The sequence below is a fragment of the Streptomyces tibetensis genome (assembly GCF_007655005.1).
Lineage (GTDB): Bacteria > Actinomycetota > Actinomycetes > Streptomycetales > Streptomycetaceae > Streptomyces > Streptomyces tibetensis.
In genome coordinates, this window is sequence record NZ_SZVW01000006.1 from 95,183 (window position 1) to 109,917 (window position 14,735).

15 protein-coding genes and 1 tRNA gene are annotated in these 14,735 nt (G+C 71.0%); 6 read left to right on the plus strand and 10 right to left on the minus strand.

The window, feature by feature from the left end; translation table 11 throughout:
* Window positions 1-124 precede the first annotated feature (124 nt).
* The 4 genes from ehuA to ehuB are packed head-to-tail and all read right to left on the minus strand — an operon-like array spanning window position 125 to window position 3,216.
* On the minus strand, window positions 125-925 hold the full coding sequence (gene ehuA, locus FDO69_RS11935) for an ectoine/hydroxyectoine ABC transporter ATP-binding protein EhuA (protein ID WP_104779754.1): 801 nt from the start codon (window positions 923-925) through the stop codon (window positions 125-127).
* Window positions 915-1,565 carry an ectoine/hydroxyectoine ABC transporter permease subunit EhuD gene (ehuD, locus tag FDO69_RS11940; RefSeq protein ID WP_104779755.1) on the minus strand — a complete coding sequence of 217 codons (651 nt, stop codon included), beginning with the start codon at window positions 1,563-1,565 and terminating at the stop codon, window positions 915-917. Before ehuD ends, ehuA begins: the two co-directional genes overlap by 11 nt.
* Window positions 1,562-2,278 carry an ectoine/hydroxyectoine ABC transporter permease subunit EhuC gene (ehuC, locus tag FDO69_RS11945; RefSeq protein ID WP_031105691.1) on the minus strand — a complete coding sequence of 239 codons (717 nt, stop codon included), beginning with the start codon at window positions 2,276-2,278 and terminating at the stop codon, window positions 1,562-1,564. The genes ehuD and ehuC overlap by 4 nt, the downstream gene beginning before the upstream one ends.
* On the minus strand, window positions 2,275-3,216 hold the full coding sequence (gene ehuB / locus FDO69_RS11950) for an ectoine/hydroxyectoine ABC transporter substrate-binding protein EhuB (RefSeq protein ID WP_420878501.1): 942 nt from the start codon (window positions 3,214-3,216) through the stop codon (window positions 2,275-2,277). The genes ehuC and ehuB overlap by 4 nt, the downstream gene beginning before the upstream one ends.
* Before the next feature lie 107 nt (window positions 3,217-3,323).
* Between ehuB and FDO69_RS11955 the strand changes: the two genes are divergently transcribed.
* Window positions 3,324-3,818, plus strand: a complete 495-nt coding sequence (locus tag FDO69_RS11955) for a DUF3830 family protein (RefSeq protein WP_167526573.1) — start codon at window positions 3,324-3,326, stop codon at window positions 3,816-3,818.
* Here the strand turns inward: FDO69_RS11955 and FDO69_RS11960 are convergent.
* On the minus strand, window positions 3,799-5,214 hold the full coding sequence (locus FDO69_RS11960; RefSeq protein WP_104779757.1) for an amidase: 1,416 nt from the start codon (window positions 5,212-5,214) through the stop codon (window positions 3,799-3,801). The two genes, FDO69_RS11955 and FDO69_RS11960, sit on opposite strands and share 20 nt — an antisense overlap.
* A gap of 17 nt (window positions 5,215-5,231) precedes the next feature.
* A complete protein-coding gene (locus tag FDO69_RS11965) occupies window positions 5,232-6,179 on the minus strand; it encodes a D-2-hydroxyacid dehydrogenase (protein WP_104779758.1) in 948 nt (315 codons plus the stop codon).
* A 197-nt stretch (window positions 6,180-6,376) separates the two neighbouring features.
* Between FDO69_RS11965 and FDO69_RS11970 the strand changes: the two genes are divergently transcribed.
* From FDO69_RS11970 to FDO69_RS11985, 4 genes are all read left to right on the plus strand, one after another.
* Window positions 6,377-7,192 (plus strand): maleate cis-trans isomerase family protein, encoded by an 816-nt coding sequence (locus tag FDO69_RS11970; RefSeq protein ID WP_104779759.1) that lies wholly within the window; start codon window positions 6,377-6,379, stop codon window positions 7,190-7,192.
* A complete protein-coding gene (locus FDO69_RS11975) occupies window positions 7,189-7,920 on the plus strand; it encodes a maleate cis-trans isomerase family protein (protein WP_104779760.1) in 732 nt (243 codons plus the stop codon). Before FDO69_RS11970 ends, FDO69_RS11975 begins: the two co-directional genes overlap by 4 nt.
* Before the next feature lie 478 nt (window positions 7,921-8,398).
* Window positions 8,399-8,668: a hypothetical protein gene (locus FDO69_RS11980; protein ID WP_104779761.1), complete on the plus strand. Its 270-nt coding sequence runs from the start codon at window positions 8,399-8,401 to the stop codon at window positions 8,666-8,668.
* A 91-nt stretch (window positions 8,669-8,759) separates the two neighbouring features.
* Window positions 8,760-9,878 carry an LLM class flavin-dependent oxidoreductase gene (locus FDO69_RS11985; protein ID WP_104779762.1) on the plus strand — a complete coding sequence of 373 codons (1,119 nt, stop codon included), beginning with the start codon at window positions 8,760-8,762 and terminating at the stop codon, window positions 9,876-9,878.
* Here the strand turns inward: FDO69_RS11985 and FDO69_RS11990 are convergent.
* Window positions 9,848-11,713, minus strand: a complete 1,866-nt coding sequence (locus FDO69_RS11990; RefSeq protein WP_104779763.1) for a putative bifunctional diguanylate cyclase/phosphodiesterase — start codon at window positions 11,711-11,713, stop codon at window positions 9,848-9,850. The genes FDO69_RS11985 and FDO69_RS11990 overlap by 31 nt on opposite strands.
* Before the next feature lie 277 nt (window positions 11,714-11,990).
* Between FDO69_RS11990 and FDO69_RS11995 the strand changes: the two genes are divergently transcribed.
* Window positions 11,991-13,286 (plus strand): M6 family metalloprotease domain-containing protein, encoded by a 1,296-nt coding sequence (locus FDO69_RS11995; protein WP_234387909.1) that lies wholly within the window; start codon window positions 11,991-11,993, stop codon window positions 13,284-13,286.
* A 59-nt stretch (window positions 13,287-13,345) separates the two neighbouring features.
* Here FDO69_RS11995 and FDO69_RS12000 read toward each other — a convergent pair.
* From FDO69_RS12000 to FDO69_RS12010, 3 genes are all read right to left on the minus strand, one after another.
* Window positions 13,346-13,419 (minus strand) — tRNA-Lys (locus FDO69_RS12000).
* Window positions 13,410-14,174: a bifunctional DNA primase/polymerase gene (locus tag FDO69_RS12005; protein WP_104779764.1), complete on the minus strand. Its 765-nt coding sequence runs from the start codon at window positions 14,172-14,174 to the stop codon at window positions 13,410-13,412. Before FDO69_RS12005 ends, FDO69_RS12000 begins: the two co-directional genes overlap by 10 nt.
* A 133-nt stretch (window positions 14,175-14,307) precedes the next feature.
* Entirely contained in the window at window positions 14,308-14,676 is a 369-nt protein-coding gene (locus FDO69_RS12010; protein WP_104779765.1) for a hypothetical protein, read from the minus strand.
* Window positions 14,677-14,735 lie beyond the last annotated feature (59 nt).

Consider the following 14,735-nt stretch of genomic DNA (forward strand, 5'->3'; position numbering starts at 1 on the left):
GCGGGGGTTGACAAGATTCCCGGGGCCCCGGACTGGGGCAATGGCACTCTGGCATGTGCCAGAAGCATGCCCCAGTCGGGTCCCGGTCGAAGGGCGGGGTGTTCTGCCTGTTCACCGGCTGTAGTCACAGCACTGCGCTGAGGAACTCCCGTGTCCGGTCCAGCTCCGGGTCACTGAAGATCTTTTCCGGTGTGCCCGACTCGATGATCCGGCCCTGGTCGAACATCAGTACCTGGTCGGAGATGTCCCGGGCGAAATTCATCTCGTGCGTCACACAGAGCATCGTGATGTCCGTGGAGCGGGCGATGTCCCTGAGGACGTCGAGCACGCCTGCGACCAGCTCGGGGTCGAGCGCGGAGGTCACCTCGTCCAGCAGCAGCACCTGCGGGCGCATCGCCAGGGCCCGGGCGATCGCCACCCGCTGCTGCTGGCCGCCGGAGAGCTGGGCCGGGTGCGCGTCGCACTTGTCGGCCAGGCCCACCATGTCCAGCAGGCCCTTGGCCCGCTCCACCGCCTCGTCCTTCGACAGGCCGAGGACCGTGACCGGCGCCTCGGTGATGTTCCGCAGCACCGTCATGTTCGGAAACAGGTTGAACTGCTGGAAGACCATCCCGATCTTCTTACGGACCTCGCGGACCTGTTTGTCGGAGGCCGGGAACAGCTGCTGCCCGTCGACCGTGATCGTGCCCTCGTCGGGCTTGAGCAGGGTCATCAGCAGCCGCAGGATCGTCGTCTTGCCCGATCCGGACGGCCCGATCAGGGTGACGTGCTTGCCGGCGTCGACCGAGAAGTCCAGGTGGTCCAGGACGGTGTTGTCCCCGAACCGCTTGGTGACCTGCTCCAGCCGGATCAGCTCGCCGGTGCTGTGGCCGGCGGGGTTCTTCTCGGGGTTGGTCCCGGGATTGGGGAGAGTGTCAGTGGGCAAGGCGTCGCTCCAGGGCTCGCAGGGCAAGGGAGGCCAGGTAGGACATGACGATGAAGGCCACGCCGATCACCGTCAGCGGCTCGGTGAACTGGAAGTGCTCCTGCGAGTACAGGCGCGCCTGGCCGAGCATCTCCAGCACGGTGATCGCCATGACCATCGGCGTGTCCTTGAGCATGGAGATGACGTAGTTTCCGAGCGCGGGGACGACCCGGCGCACGGCCTGCGGCAGGATCACCGCGGTCCACGTCCGGTGCAACGGCAGGTTCAGTGCCGTCGCCGCCTCCCACTGGCCGACCGGCACGGCCTCGATACCGGCCCGGTAGACCTGCATCGTGTACGTCGAGTAGTGCAGCCCGATCGCGAAGACGCCGGTGGTCAGTGCCGAGAAGGTCAGGCCCCACTCGGGCAGCACGTAGAAGAGGAAGAACAGCTGCACCAGCAGCGGGGTGTTGCGGACGAACTCCGTGACCACGCCGACCGGCCAGGTCACCCAGCGCGAGGGCACCCGCATCAGCAGCGCCCACACCAGACCCAGCGCGAACGAGATCAGCGAACCGAGGGCCAGGATCTGCACGGTGACCAGCAGACCGTCCCACAGGTGCGGCATGAAGCCGCTGACAGCGCTCCAGTCCCACTTCATGCGACGGCACCTCCCACACCGGTGGTCTGCGGACGGTCCAGCTCCTGGTCGGGCGTGCTCCCGACCGGCTTGCCCGTGCCGGCCTTGAGCTTGCGCTCCAGGCCGCGCATGCCGCGGGTCAGTACGAAGGCGATCACGAAGTAGATCAGCAGCACGATGGTGTAGATCTCCGCGCTCTCCTGGAGCGCGAGGCGCACCAGGTTGCCGCTGAACGCCAGGTCACCCATGCCCATGATGGACACCAGGGCGGTGCCCTTGAGCAGTTCGACCAGCAGGTTGGAGAACGGCGGGATCATCTCCGGTACGGCCTGCGGCAGCAGGATCAGCCGCAGTCGCTGCCAGGGCGTGAAGCTGAGCGCGATCCCGCCCTCTTTCTGCGCCGGGTCGACCGCGTTCAGCGCGCCGCGCACGATCTCGGAGCCGTACGCCCCGTAGGTCAGGCCGAGCGCCAGGGTGCCCGCCCACAGCGGCACCAGCTGCCAGCCGAAGGCGATGGGCAGCACGAAGTACACCCAGAAGATCATCACCAGCGCCGACGTGCCACGGAACACCTCGGTGTAGACGCCCGCCAGGAAGCGGACGATCCACAGCCGGTGGGTGCGCGCCACGCCGACGACGAAGGACACCGCGGCGCCCAGCAGGGCACTGCAGACGAGCAGCTGGATCGTGACCCAGACGCCCTTGAGCACGAGTTCCCAGAGTCCCGAGGTCATCCGCCGCAGAGCTCCTTCGCGGTCAGATCCGTCATCTCGGCCTCGGTGAAACCGAACGGCTTGAGGATGCGGAGCAGTTCGCCGCTCTTCTTGAGCCTCCGCAGCTCCACGTTGAAGGCGTCCCGCAGCTTCGTCTCGGTCGGCCGGAACGCGAAGGCGCCTCCGTCGACGTGCGGCTTGCCGTCGACGATCGGCTTGAACGGATCGGTGGCCTCCGCCTTGGCGGACTTCTTGACCACCTCGCGCACGGTGAGCGCCGTACCGGCGAACACGTCCACGCGCCCCGCCTCGACGGCGTTCAGTCCCGCCACCTGGTCCGGGACGATGAGGATGTCGCTCTCCTTGTACCCGGCGTCCACGGCGTACTGGATCTCGGCGTAGCCGGTGCCGGTGGCGAACTTCGCCTTCTTCCCGACGACGTCCTTGTAGCTGTGCAGCCCCTTCGGGTTGCCCTTGCGCACGATGAACGCGTCGAGCATCTGGTAGTCGGGGTCGGCGAAGATGACCTGCTCGCAGCGCTCGGGGTTCACGTACATCCCGGCGGCCACGACATCGAACTGCTGGGAGTTCAGGCCCGGGATGAGCGAGCCGAACTCGGTCGGCACGGGCTGCACCCGGTCGACGCCGAGCCGCTTGAAGATCACCTTGGCCAGTTCCGGTGCCTCACCGGTCAGCTCGCCGTTCTTGTCGATGAAGCCGAACGGGATCTCGCCGGCGATGCCGAGCCGGACGACGCCCGCCGCCCGGAGCCGGCCGAGCAGGTCACCGCCCTTGGCGTCCGACGCCGTGGCGACCCTGCTGCATCCGGCAGCGCCCAGCGCGCCGAGCGCCGCCACCCCCGCGAGCAGCGACCGGCGCGTGGGCCCAAAGACGGGCCCGGATATGGATGCGGGACTTCGCAGTGTGCTTCTGTGTGGGCTTCTCTGTGGTGGAGCCATGGGCGCGCGGCTACCCGACCGCTCTCGGGTTATGCCGATCTTTTCAAGCCCCGCACTCTCCCGGTGCGCCCTTGACCGCAGCGGCGGTGGGCACTCCCATGGAGGGCATGGCTGATCGCTACATCGAAGTCTCGCTGGTCAAGCGCGACGTGACCTGCACGGCCAGGCTGCTGGACGACCGCGCGCCGATCACGTGCGCGGCCGTCTGGGATTCCCTTCCGCTGGCCGGCGACGTCTACCACGCGAAGTACGCACGCAACGAGATCTACGCCCTTTTCCCACCCTTCGCCGAATCCGAACCACCCCTGGAAAACCCGACCATCACCCCCATCCCCGGCGATCTGTGCTATTTCACCTTCGCCGGGGCGGAGTTGGGGACCAAGGCCTACGGCTACGACCGTGAGGTACGCGGCGCAGCCACGCTCGTCGACCTGGCCCTGTTCTACGAGCGCAACAACCTGCTGCTGAACGGCGATGTCGGCTGGGTCCCCGGCATCGTCTGGGGCCAGGTCGTCGACGGCCTGGAGGCCATGGCCGAGGCGTGCAACGACCTGTGGAGGTCCGGAGCGGCAGGGGAGTCGCTCAGCTTCCGGAGGGCGTAGGCCGGCCGCCGGAGACCACCCCCGCCTCGAACAGCGCGTGGGCCGCCCGCAGCACCAGATCGTCCCGGTGCCGGGCGGCCACGAGCTGCAGACCGACCGGCAGACCGTCCGCGTCTGAGCCGACCGGCACGCTCGCCGCGGGCTGCTGGGTCATGTTGAACGGGTAGGTGAACGGGGTCCAGCCCGTCCACCGCCGGTGGCCGGATCCTTTCGGTACCTCGAGGCCCGCCTCGAAGGCCGTGATCGGCATGGTCGGCGTGACGAGCAGGTCGTAGGTGTCGTGGAAGCGGCCCATCCGGCGGCCCAGGTCCATCCGGACGTCCACCGCGGCCAGATAGTCCAGCGCCGAGTACCGGGCACCCCGCGCGCAGATCTCCCGCAGCCCCGAGTCCAGCAACTCCCGCTGGTGCGGGCCCAGATGCTGCGTCACCCGGGCCGCCCCGCTGAACCACAGGGTGTGGAAGGCCTCCACCGGGTCGGTGAGGTCCGGGTCGGTCTCCGTGACGTACGCGCCGAGTTCCGCCAGCCGCTCCACCGCCTGTCGCACCGCCCTCGCGACCGCAGGCCGCACCGACACCTGCCCGCCCAGCGACGGCGAGTACGCCACCCGCAGCCCGCGCACCCCGGCCCCGCCCGCCAGACCGTCGGTGTACGGACCGGCCGGGGCGGACAGCGCCGACCAGTCGCGCGAGTCCGGATGGCCGATGACGTCCATCAGCAGCGCCGCGTCCGCCGCGTCCCGGGTCATCGGCCCGACGTGCGCCAGCGTGCCGAACGCGCTCGCCGGGTAGAGCGGCACCCGCCCGTACGTCGGCTTCAGCGCGAAGATCCCGCAGAACGACGCCGGGATGCGCACACTGCCGCCGCCGTCCGTGCCCAGCGACAGCGGTCCCGCGCCGAGCGCCACCGCCGCAGCGCTGCCGCCGCTCGACCCGCCCGCGGTGCGCGAGGGGTCGCACGGATTGCGGGTGATCCCGCTGAGCGGCGAGTCCGTCACGCCCTTCCAGCCGAACTCGGGGGTCGTCGTCTTGCCGATGAAGACCGCCCCGTGCTCCCGCAGCCGGGCCACGGAGGGGGCGTCCTCGTCCCACCGCCCCGCCGGATCCACGGCCCTCGACCCGCGCAGGGTCGGCGCCCCGCGCTGGAGCAGGATGTCCTTGACGGTGACCGGCACCCCGTCCAGCAGCCCGCGTGGCTCACCGCGCCGCCATCGCTCCTCCGACTGCGCGGCCCGCTCCAGCGCGTCCTCGGCGGTCAGCCGGACGAAGGCGTTCACCTCCGGCTGGATCGCCTCGGCCCGCTCCAGCACCGCCCGCGTCACCTCCACAGGACTCCACTCGCCCTTGCGGTACCCGTCGAGAAGCCGTACGGCGGTCAGCTCGGTGAGCTCGGACATTCACCCTCCAAGGAACGTCAGTGACCAGGTACGTACCCACGCTGCTTGTCGACCACGTTCTTCAACGGCTCCCCGGACGCCCACTGTTCGTACAGGTCCACGAACTGGGCGCTGAGTTCGTCGCGCCAGCCGATGGTGTCGCCACTCATGTGCGGGGACACGATCAGGTCCGGTGCCTGCCACAACGGGCTCTCGTCGGGCAGGGGTTCGGTCTCGAAGACGTCCAGGGCGGCGCCCGCGATCCAGCGCTTGGTCAGGGCCTCGGCGAGTGCGTCCTCGACGACCAGCTGACCGCGGCCGATGTTGACGAACCGGGTGGAGGGCTGCATCAGGCCGAAGCGGCGGGCGTCGAACATCCCGTGCGTCTCGTCGGTGAGCGGTGCCGCCGCGATCACCCAGTCGGCGCGGGCCAGCAGCCGGTCCAGGTCCTCCGGGCCGTGCACGCCGGAGCGCGCGGCGCGGCCCACGAGCGCGGTGGTGATGTCCAGCGCCCCCAGCGTGCGCGCGATCGCCCGGCCGATCGGCCCCGAGCCGACCACCACGGCCCGGCTCCCGGCGATCCTGTGCGACTCGCGGTGCCGCCAGGTCCGCTCCCGCTGGAGGTTCAGCGTCCGGGGCAGATCCTTGGCCATCGCCAGGACGAGCGCGGCGACGTACTCCGCGATCGGCTGGTCGAAGATGCCGCGCGCGTTCGTCACCACCGTGTCCGAAGCGGCGAGTTCCGGACACATCAGATGGTCCACACCGGCGCTCGCCGTATGCACCCAGCGTGGCCGTGGACCCTCGCCCGGCCACACGTCCCGCACGGCGTGCGAGGCGAAGTCCCACACCAGAAGTACATCCGCACGCGGGAGGCGCTCGGCCAGATGCGCCGCGTCGGTGTGTTCGATACGGGCGCGGCCGGTGAGGCGGCCGAGACGGGGGAGGGGTTCGGCGTCCAGGACGAGGAGCGTGGGGGTGGGCATGAGCAGCCGTTTCTCCAGCCGTGCGGCGGGGCCGGCCGACCTTGGTGCGGCCGCCGGTGACGACGAGTTAACCCGGTGTTGACCATGGAGTGATCCGGGCGGATTGACCACGCTCGCACCCGAACCTACCGTCGTCAACACGGGCGTTCCCACGATCCGTTGCACACTAGTTGCCCAGCGTGAGGCCGGTGCCTGCCATGGACGTCTCATTTCTCGGCGGGCCCAGCCCGCAGCGCGGGGTCGGCGTCGTCGCCCCCTTCGACTTCGCACTCGACCGTGAACTGTGGCGCTGGGTGCCGGGTGAGGTCTCGCTCCATATGACCCGAACACCGTTCGTGCCGGTCGAGGTCAGTCTCGATCTGGCACGGCTGGTCAGTGAGCACGAGACGCTGGGCGAGGCGGTCCGCACGCTCAACGCCATCGGCCCCGAGGTCGTGGCCTACGCCTGCACGTCGGGCAGCTTCGTCGGCGGCATGATGGGCGAGCGGGCGATGTGCGAGGCGATGAGCCGGGCCGGTGCCGTACCGGCGATCACCACCTCCGGCGCGCTGCTGGAGGCCCTGGTGGAGCTGGACGTACGCCGGGTGGCGCTGGTGACGCCGTACACGGTCTCGGTGACGCAGTCGCTGGAGGCCTACGTCGCCCAGGCCGGCGTCACGATCTCCGGCTGCGCCTTCATGGGGCTGACCCGGCACATCTGGAAGGTCCCCTACCGGGAGGTGGTCGACATGGCGCGGCAGGCCGTCCGCGGCGACGCCGACGCGCTGTTCATCAGCTGCACCAACCTGCCCACGTACGACGTGATCCCGCAGTTGGAGGCCGAGCTGCGCATCCCCGTGATCTCGGCCAACCAAGTGACGATGTGGGCGGCACTGCGCCGACTGGGTACCCGTGCGGTGGGGCCGTACCAAGCGCTGATCAATCCGGCGGCGCGTTCCGGTCCCGCAGCGCCGGGGGCGGACCCCGGTCCCGTACTGCCGGAAGAAGAGCAGCAGCAGGAAGGCTGGACATGACAGCACTGGGATTTCTCTACCCGGGCCACTCCGCCGAGGACGACTATCCGCGCATCGAGCAGTTGCTGGGCAGCGACATCCGGGTGGACCTGGTGCACACCGACATCGGTGAGGACGCGCACCGGGTGGACGCGCTGCTCGAGATGGGCTCCGCCGGGCGGCTCGCGGCGGGTGTCCAGGAACTGCGGCACGCCGGTGCGGACGCGGTGGTGTGGGCCTGTACGAGCGGCAGCTTCGTCTACGGCTGGGACGGCGCGCAGGAGCAGGTCCGCGCCCTGGCCCAGACGGCGGGCATGCCCGCCTCGTCCACGTCCTTCGCGTTCGCGCACGCCGTGCGGGAGCTGGGGGCGCGCCGGGTCGCGATCGGGGCGACGTACCCGGAGGACGTGGCGCGACTCTTCGAGGAGTTCCTGCGCGCGGCCGGTGTGGAGGTGGTGTCGGTCAACAGCTCCGGCATCATCACGGCCGCCGAGGTCGGCACATGGGGCGAGGCCGAACTCCTCGCCCTGGCCCGCAACTCCGACCACCCCGACGCCGAGGTGCTCCTCCTGCCCGACACGGCCCTCCACACGGCCGCCCACATCCAGGCCCTGGAGAAGGAGCTCGGCAAGCCGATCCTCACGGCCAACCAGGTCACGGTCTGGGAGGGCCTGCGTCTGGCGGACCGCCGGGTGAACGCGCCGGAGCTGGGAGCGCTCTTCGCACGGGAGCCGATCGTCCAGGTGTGAGACCGCAGGCGTCCTCCTCGCGGCCCGCGGCAATCGCCGCGGGCCGCGAGGAGGCCCCGGCCCGAGCGACCGCTTCCGGCACGGCTCACTCCCGCTGTTCCGGTGGGCGATACCGCCCGGTCCCGTGCGGCCTCGGCCAGATTCATGCCGACGGCCACCGCGAACGCCGCCTTGAGCCGGGTGGCCGCTCGCGCCACCCGGTAGGCATCGGTCGTCATGAAGTCCGAGTGCCCCGGTGCGGCTGAAAGCGGGCGCCGTGCCCGCGAAGACGCCCTCCACACAGGCCGGAATCGGCCCCACCCCTTCTTCGGTGCGAAGTGGGGCAGAAGCGCTCCAACTCCCCACCCGCTGCTGAGGAACACCCAATTCCGTCACATCGCACGAAACTTCGGTTGACCGAAAGCGCATTCCCTTTCTGCCGTCCATTCCGGGCACACTGACCACGTCCGCAGCCAGTCGTGCCGTGAAGGACTCTCCGATGGCCGAATCGGGTCCGTTCAGATCCTCTGCAAGCGCTGTCCAGCTGGCAGGGCGCCTGCTGTGCTGGAGCCTGGCCGCGGCCATGGCCTCCGCCGCCGTGGACGCCTCCCTCCATCCCCCTCTGCGCTGGTGGGGTGCCGTGTGGCCGCTGCCCTGGTGGCTCGTCTGCGCGTCAGCTCTCGCGTGGACCGTCCTGCGAGCCCGCGAGAAGGCCGACCGCCCACCTCCGCAGGACAGCGTGCGCAGCGATTGGGAGCGGGCCGCCTGACCCCTGGTCGCGCCACCGGGGAATAACCGGAGACAGTCCCCTGTTAGAGCCGAAACGACAGCACACGGCCCACAGCAGGAGGCACCCCACCGTGGCGGCAGACGAGACACGCGGCGCGGCAGACGACATACGCGGCGCGGTACAGGGCAGCGCCCCCGTCCCCCTGTCCGTACTGGACCTGGTCACCGTGGGAGCCGGCCGCACCGCCTCCGACGCCCTGCGCACCAGCGTCGACCTGGTCCGTCTCGCGGAGAACCGCGGCTTCCACCGCTACTGGGTCGCCGAGCACCACTCCATGCCGGGCGTGGCCTCCTCCTCCCCGGCCGTGATCCTGGCCCACCTCGCCGCCCACACCGACCGCATCCGGCTCGGCTCGGGTGGCGTGATGCTGCCCAACCACGCCCCGCTCGTGATCGCCGAGCAGTTCGGGACGCTGGAGGCCATGGCCCCGGGCCGGATCGACCTCGGCCTCGGCCGCGCCCCCGGCACGGACGGCTCCACCGCCGCCGCCCTGCGCCGCACGGAACGGCTGAACGAGGGCGCCGACGACTTCCCCCAGCAGCTCGCCGAGCTGACCCGCTTCCTCGACGACGACTTCCCCGACGGCCATCCGTACCGCCGCATCCACGCGGTCCCCGGCCCGGTCCAGGCCACGTCCCCCGGCGGCGTCCAGTCCCCGCACCGCCCGCCGCTCTGGCTGCTCGGCTCCTCCGGCTTCAGCGCCCGTCTGGCCGGTGCGCTCGGCCTGCCGTTCGCCTTCGCACACCACTTCTCGGCGCAGAACACCATCCCGGCCCTGGACCTGTACCGGGAGTCCTTCCAGCCGTCCGCCGTGCTCGACGAGCCGTACGCCCTCATCAGTGTCTCCGCGTTCGCCGCCGACGAGGAGCGGGAGGCCCGCCGGCAGGTGCTGTCCGCCGCCCTCAGCATGGTCCGGCTGCGCACCGGCCGCCCCGGCCTCGTGCCCACCCCGGAGGAGGCGGAGGCCTATGAGTTCAGCCCCATGGAGCGCGAGTTCGTCGACTCCTGGAACGCCAACGTCATCCACGGCACCCCGGACGAGGTCCGCTCCGGCCTGGACGACCTCGCCAAGCGCACCGGCGCCGACGAGCTGATGATCACGGCCAACGCGCACGGCGGCGCCGTCCGCGTCCGCTCCTACGAACTCATCGCCGACGCCTACGGGTTGCCGACGCCCGCCTCGGCCTGAACGTCCGGCGTGCCCAGCAGTTCGGAGATGCGGTCCGGGGGCACCGGGCGGGAGTAGAGCCAGCCCTGCCCGGTGTCGCAGCCGATGCTGCGCAGCCGGGTCGCCTGCGCCGAGGTCTCCACGCACTCGGCCGTGACGGTCAGCCCGAGCCGGTGCGCGAGCTGGATCATCGCCTCGACGACGACCGCGTCGGCCGGGTTCGCGCGGGCGGCCGCCTCCCGGTCGTCGTACTGGAAGCCGCGCACGAACGATCCGTCCAGCTTCAGCACCGACACCGGAAGCCGGCTCAGGTACGCGAGGTTCGAGTAGCCGGTGCCGAAGTCGTCGATGGCGATCCGCACCCCCATATCGCTGAGCGCCTTCAGGGTCTGCAGCGGGCGTCCCGCCGAGCCCATCACCGCCGACTCCGTCAGCTCCAGCTGGAGCAGGTGCGGGGCGAGGCCCGTATCGGCCAGCGTCTCCGCCACGTCGGCCACCAGGTCGGAGTCCCAGACCTGCCGCACCGCCACGTTCACGCTGACGAAGATCGGCGGCTCGTCCGGATGGTCCAGCTGCCACCGCCGGGCCTGCCGGCAGGCCGTACGCAGCACCCAGCGGCCCAGCGGGACGATCGAACCGTCCTCCTCCGCCAGTCCGATGAACCGATTCGGCGTCAGTATGCCGAACTGAGGATGATTCCAGCGGATCAGCGCCTCGACCCCGTGCAGCCGGTCGTCCTCCATGCCCACCAGCGGCTGGTACTCCAGCTGGAACTCGCCCCGGTCGATGGCCGGCCGGAGGGTGGAGGCCAGGGCCTGGCGGGTCATGCGGTGGGCGTTGCGCTCCGGGTCGAACAGCGTCCAGCGGGCCTTGCCGTCCGCCTTCGCCCAGTAGAGCGTGGTGTCGGCCGCTTGCATCAGCGCGGTGGGGGTGGTGCCCGCGGCGTGCCGCTCCACGACCCCGATCGACGCCGATACCGACAGCCGCTGCCCGGCGATGTCGAACGGGTCCTGAACCGCGCGCAGCGCCGACTCGGCCAGTTCGGCCAGCTGTTCGGTGCCCGTGGAGTCCTCGACGAGCAGCGCGAACTCGTCACCGCCGAGCCGGGCCACCAGCGGGATGCTGGTCCGTGAGTGCCCCGCCTCGTCCGCGCAGCGCATGAGGCGCTCGGCGACGGCGGCCAGCAGCCGGTCGCCGATGCGGTGCCCGAGGGTGTCGTTGATGGCCTTGAAGCCGTCCAGGTCCAGGTAGCACAGCCCGATCCGGCCCGTGCCGCTCTGCTCGTAGGACTCCGCCTCCAGTGCGGCCGACAGCCGTTCGAAGAACAGCGTGCGATTGGGCAGCCGGGTCACCGGGTCGTGCATCTGCAAGTGCCGCAGCCGGGCCTGGAGTTCCCGGCGGGCGCCGATGTCGGCGACGGACAGCAGTACGCCGCTGTCCTCGGCGGGCAGCGGGGTGACCGTCACCTGCACCCACAGCGAGTGCCCGTCGGGGTGCTTGAGCCGGCGCGTGCAGCGCAAGCGGGACTGCCGACCGCGCAGCACCTCGCGGTACGCGTGCCAGGTGCGGGCGTCGGAGGTGAGGTCGACCAGGTCGGCGGCGACGGACCCGGCGAGCCCGTCCGGGCCGGTGCCGAGCAGCGCGGCGAGCGCGTCGTTGGCGCTGACGACCGTGCCCTCGCGGTCCACGACCGCCATGGCGAGCGGGGCGGACGTGAAGACCGAGCGGTAGGGCTGCCGGGACGGCGGCTCGGTACGGGGAGACGTATCGATCTCACTCTCTGTGACGACCGGCCGGTCCAGGTCTGCCGCGGGCGCCGGCCCTTCGGGGGTTCCGCTCACCGCTCGCTCCCGCATGTATTCGATCTCTGTCCGTGCAGGAAAGGTCAGGAAAGTGTGCCGATCATAGAGGCTGGCCCCAGGGCCTTCCAGCCGGTGTCCAGTCTCCTCGGCCAACCGGCCCTTCTGCCAGATCGTTTCTGCGCACACCTGGACGGCTTCTTCAGGCCCCCGACCAGTTGTGACGTTCTGTGAGTGCTTCGGGGGTGTCGGCTTCCGTGATTTTTCGGCCCCTTCACCCGACCGGTGCAGGCAAACAGGACGCAGTACTACAAATCATCACAGGCTGGGTGCGGTGTCCCGCGAACCGTACCCGGAGGTACCCGTGCCGCGTCCGTTTCCGCGCGCCCGACTGCGCAGCACCGCGGCCGTGTTCACCACCATGTCGGCGCTCGCGGCCACCTCCCTCGGCGCCGGCCCCTCGGCCGCCGGGCCCGACTCGGCCGCGCCCTGCGCCCTGACCCGGACCGACGCCCACCACTCGGAGGGCCTGGACACCTGGAACGCCGCCTATCCTCGCCCGGCCCGGTCCCTGGACGCGGTCATGGTCTTCCTGTCCTTCCCGGACTCCCACCCGCTGACCACCCCGCAGGAGCTGACCGCCGACCACTTCCCGGCCACCACCCGCTTCTTCGAACAGGCTTCCTACGGTCGCTTCACCCTGCGCCCGCACGCGCTGCGGCACTGGATCCGGATGCCGAAGCCCTCCACCGCCTACGACATAAAGCGCGACTGGAGCCCCGCGCACCGGGCCGCCTACCTGCGCGACGCCCTTTCCGCCGCCGACCCCCGGGTCGACTTCTCGCGCTACGACGTCGTGTACTTCGTCGCCGACCCGGACGCACCCGGCGTGGACTCGGACGCGACCAAGGTGGTGAACCTGACGAGCCCGCTGCGGGCCGACGGCACCGACCTGCGCCGGATCGTCACGGTGTTCGAGCAGCATCCGCCGGACCGGCTCGTCCTCGCCCACGAGACCGGGCACGTGTTCGACCTGCCCGACCTGTATCACCGTCCCGCCGACGGCAAGGGCGACTGGGACACGCACGTCGGCGACTGGGACCTGATGGGCAGCCAGTTCGGACTCGCGCCCGACCTCTTCGCCTGGCACAAGTGGAAGCTGGGCTGGCTGGACTCACGGCAGGTGCGGTGCGTGCAGGACGCCGGGTCCGCCCGGCTGACCCTGGAGCCGCTGACGGCGGGGCCGGGGGCGCCGGAGGCGGGGGCCGCGGGGGCGCAGGCCTTCGGACTCGGGCGGGGCACCAAGCTCGCGGTGGTGCGGACGGGGCTCGACAGCGTGCTCGCCTTCGAGGCGCGGGGGCCGGTGGGCAACGACGCGGCCGCGTGCCGGCAGGGGGTGCTGGTGTACCGGGTGCGGGGCGGTGCGCAGTCCGGGGGTGGGCCCATCCAGGTGATCGACGCCCATCCGCACACCGAAGCGTGCTGGGAGGACTCCGTCTATCCACCGCTCGCGGACGCCCCGATCGGTGTCGGGGAGAGCTTCACGGTGCCGGGGGAAGAGGTGCGGGTGAAGGTGGAGGGGCGCACGGCTTCGGGGGCGTGGACGGTGAAGATCGGGGTGGGTCGCTGAGGATGCTTTCGGGGCATGGAGAAGGCCCCTCGTTCTCACGAGGGGCCTTTCACTGTCTGTGCGCCGCCAGGGACTCGAACCCCGGACCCGCTGATTAAGAGTCAGCTGCTCTAACCAACTGAGCTAGCGGCGCCTGCTGACGTCGTAGACCTTAGCATCCTGGTCGGCGGGAGGAAAAATCGAAATCCGCACTGCTGAGCGGGCCGCCCGGACGGCCGCCCAGAGCAGTACCTCGGGGCCGGGGAGCCAGGGCTGACGGGTGTCGGGGGCGACGAGCCAGCGGGAAGCGGAGCGGGCGGGGGCGGTGGTTCCGGTGGGTGCCGGACCGGTGCGAGCGGGGCCCTCCGAGGGGGCAGGGTCGGCGGGGGTGGTGCGCTCCGAGCGGGCCGGGTCGGTGGGGGTGGTGCGCTCCGAGCGGGCCGCGTCGGTGGGGATGGTGCGCTCCGACGGCGCCGGGTCGGCTGTGCGCTCCGACGGGGCCGGGACGGTCACCGCGTCGCCGGTGCCGTGGCACAGCAGTGGCGGTACGGCGTTCGTGCGGCGGGCCTCCGGGGCGTCCCGGCCCCGGTCGCGGGTGCCCCACTCCTCCCACTCCAGCAGCACGGGGAGCCGGTGCGCCGTGCCCGGGGCGGCGAACAGCAGCATCCGCCCACGGAACTCCGCGACCGGCCCCGAGCCCGGGCCGTCGTCCCACAGTCGGTCGAGCATGCGCCGGCCGAACATCGCCGGCGCGCTGACCACGTCGAAGACCGAGCCGCAGGGCAGCACGACCGGCGCGTGCGGCCGCTCCTCCCAGAGGGCGAGCGTGCTTCGCGGATACGTTCCTGCCGAGGCGAGCCAGGCGGCCCCGTCGGGGGTGACATCGGAGGCGTTCCATGCGCTGCTCATGGTGCCCAGGTCTACCCGGCGTGAGCGTGCGGCTCCCCAGGGTTGTGGGAAATCGGGACAGGAGGGGGTGGGAGGGAGTATCTTGCCCGCCTGGCATATGCCAGGTGATCAGGAAGACGGCTGCGGAGCCGTGTCAGACGGTGCCGCCGGGCCCTCGGCCCTCGACGCCGCCCCGCATCAGATCCCGCCCGAACTCGACCATCTTCTTGGCGTAGTCCTCGGTCCACTCGGCCCGCTCGGCGATGTCGGCCGTCGTCAGCCGGTCGAACCTGCGCGGATCGGCCAGCTGCGCCGCCGCCATCGCCTGGAACTCCACCGCCCGGTCCGCCGCGGCCCGGAACGCCAGCGTCAGCTCCGTCGCCCGGGACAGCAGGGCCCGGGGGTCGTCGATCGACTCGAGGTCGAAGAAGTGCTCAGGGTCGGAGGCCGCCTCCGCGGGCTCGAAGAGCAGGGGCGCGGGGCGTAGCCGCGGTTCGTTCCGACGCGGCGTGGGCTCCGCCATGTCTTCTCCTCCTCGTACGTCGCGCTGACCCTCTCGGTGGAGTGGGCCACCGTCCATTG

Coding starts and splice junctions, on each gene's coding strand:
- FDO69_RS12010 (WP_104779765.1), bottom strand. CDS start 14,676: ATGGCGGAGCCCACGCCGCGTCGGAACGAACCGCGGCTACGCCCCGCG.
- ehuB (WP_420878501.1), bottom strand. CDS start 3,216: ATGGCTCCACCACAGAGAAGCCCACACAGAAGCACACTGCGAAGTCCC.
- FDO69_RS11970 (WP_104779759.1), top strand. CDS start 6,377: ATGGACGTCTCATTTCTCGGCGGGCCCAGCCCGCAGCGCGGGGTCGGC.
- FDO69_RS11980 (WP_104779761.1), top strand. CDS start 8,399: ATGGCCGAATCGGGTCCGTTCAGATCCTCTGCAAGCGCTGTCCAGCTG.
- FDO69_RS11960 (WP_104779757.1), bottom strand. CDS start 5,214: ATGTCCGAGCTCACCGAGCTGACCGCCGTACGGCTTCTCGACGGGTAC.
- ehuC (WP_031105691.1), bottom strand. CDS start 2,278: ATGACCTCGGGACTCTGGGAACTCGTGCTCAAGGGCGTCTGGGTCACG.
- FDO69_RS11990 (WP_104779763.1), bottom strand. CDS start 11,713: ATGCGGGAGCGAGCGGTGAGCGGAACCCCCGAAGGGCCGGCGCCCGCG.
- FDO69_RS11965 (WP_104779758.1), bottom strand. CDS start 6,179: ATGCCCACCCCCACGCTCCTCGTCCTGGACGCCGAACCCCTCCCCCGT.
- FDO69_RS11975 (WP_104779760.1), top strand. CDS start 7,189: ATGACAGCACTGGGATTTCTCTACCCGGGCCACTCCGCCGAGGACGAC.
- FDO69_RS12005 (WP_104779764.1), bottom strand. CDS start 14,174: ATGAGCAGCGCATGGAACGCCTCCGATGTCACCCCCGACGGGGCCGCC.
- ehuD (WP_104779755.1), bottom strand. CDS start 1,565: ATGAAGTGGGACTGGAGCGCTGTCAGCGGCTTCATGCCGCACCTGTGG.
- FDO69_RS11955 (WP_167526573.1), top strand. CDS start 3,324: ATGGCTGATCGCTACATCGAAGTCTCGCTGGTCAAGCGCGACGTGACC.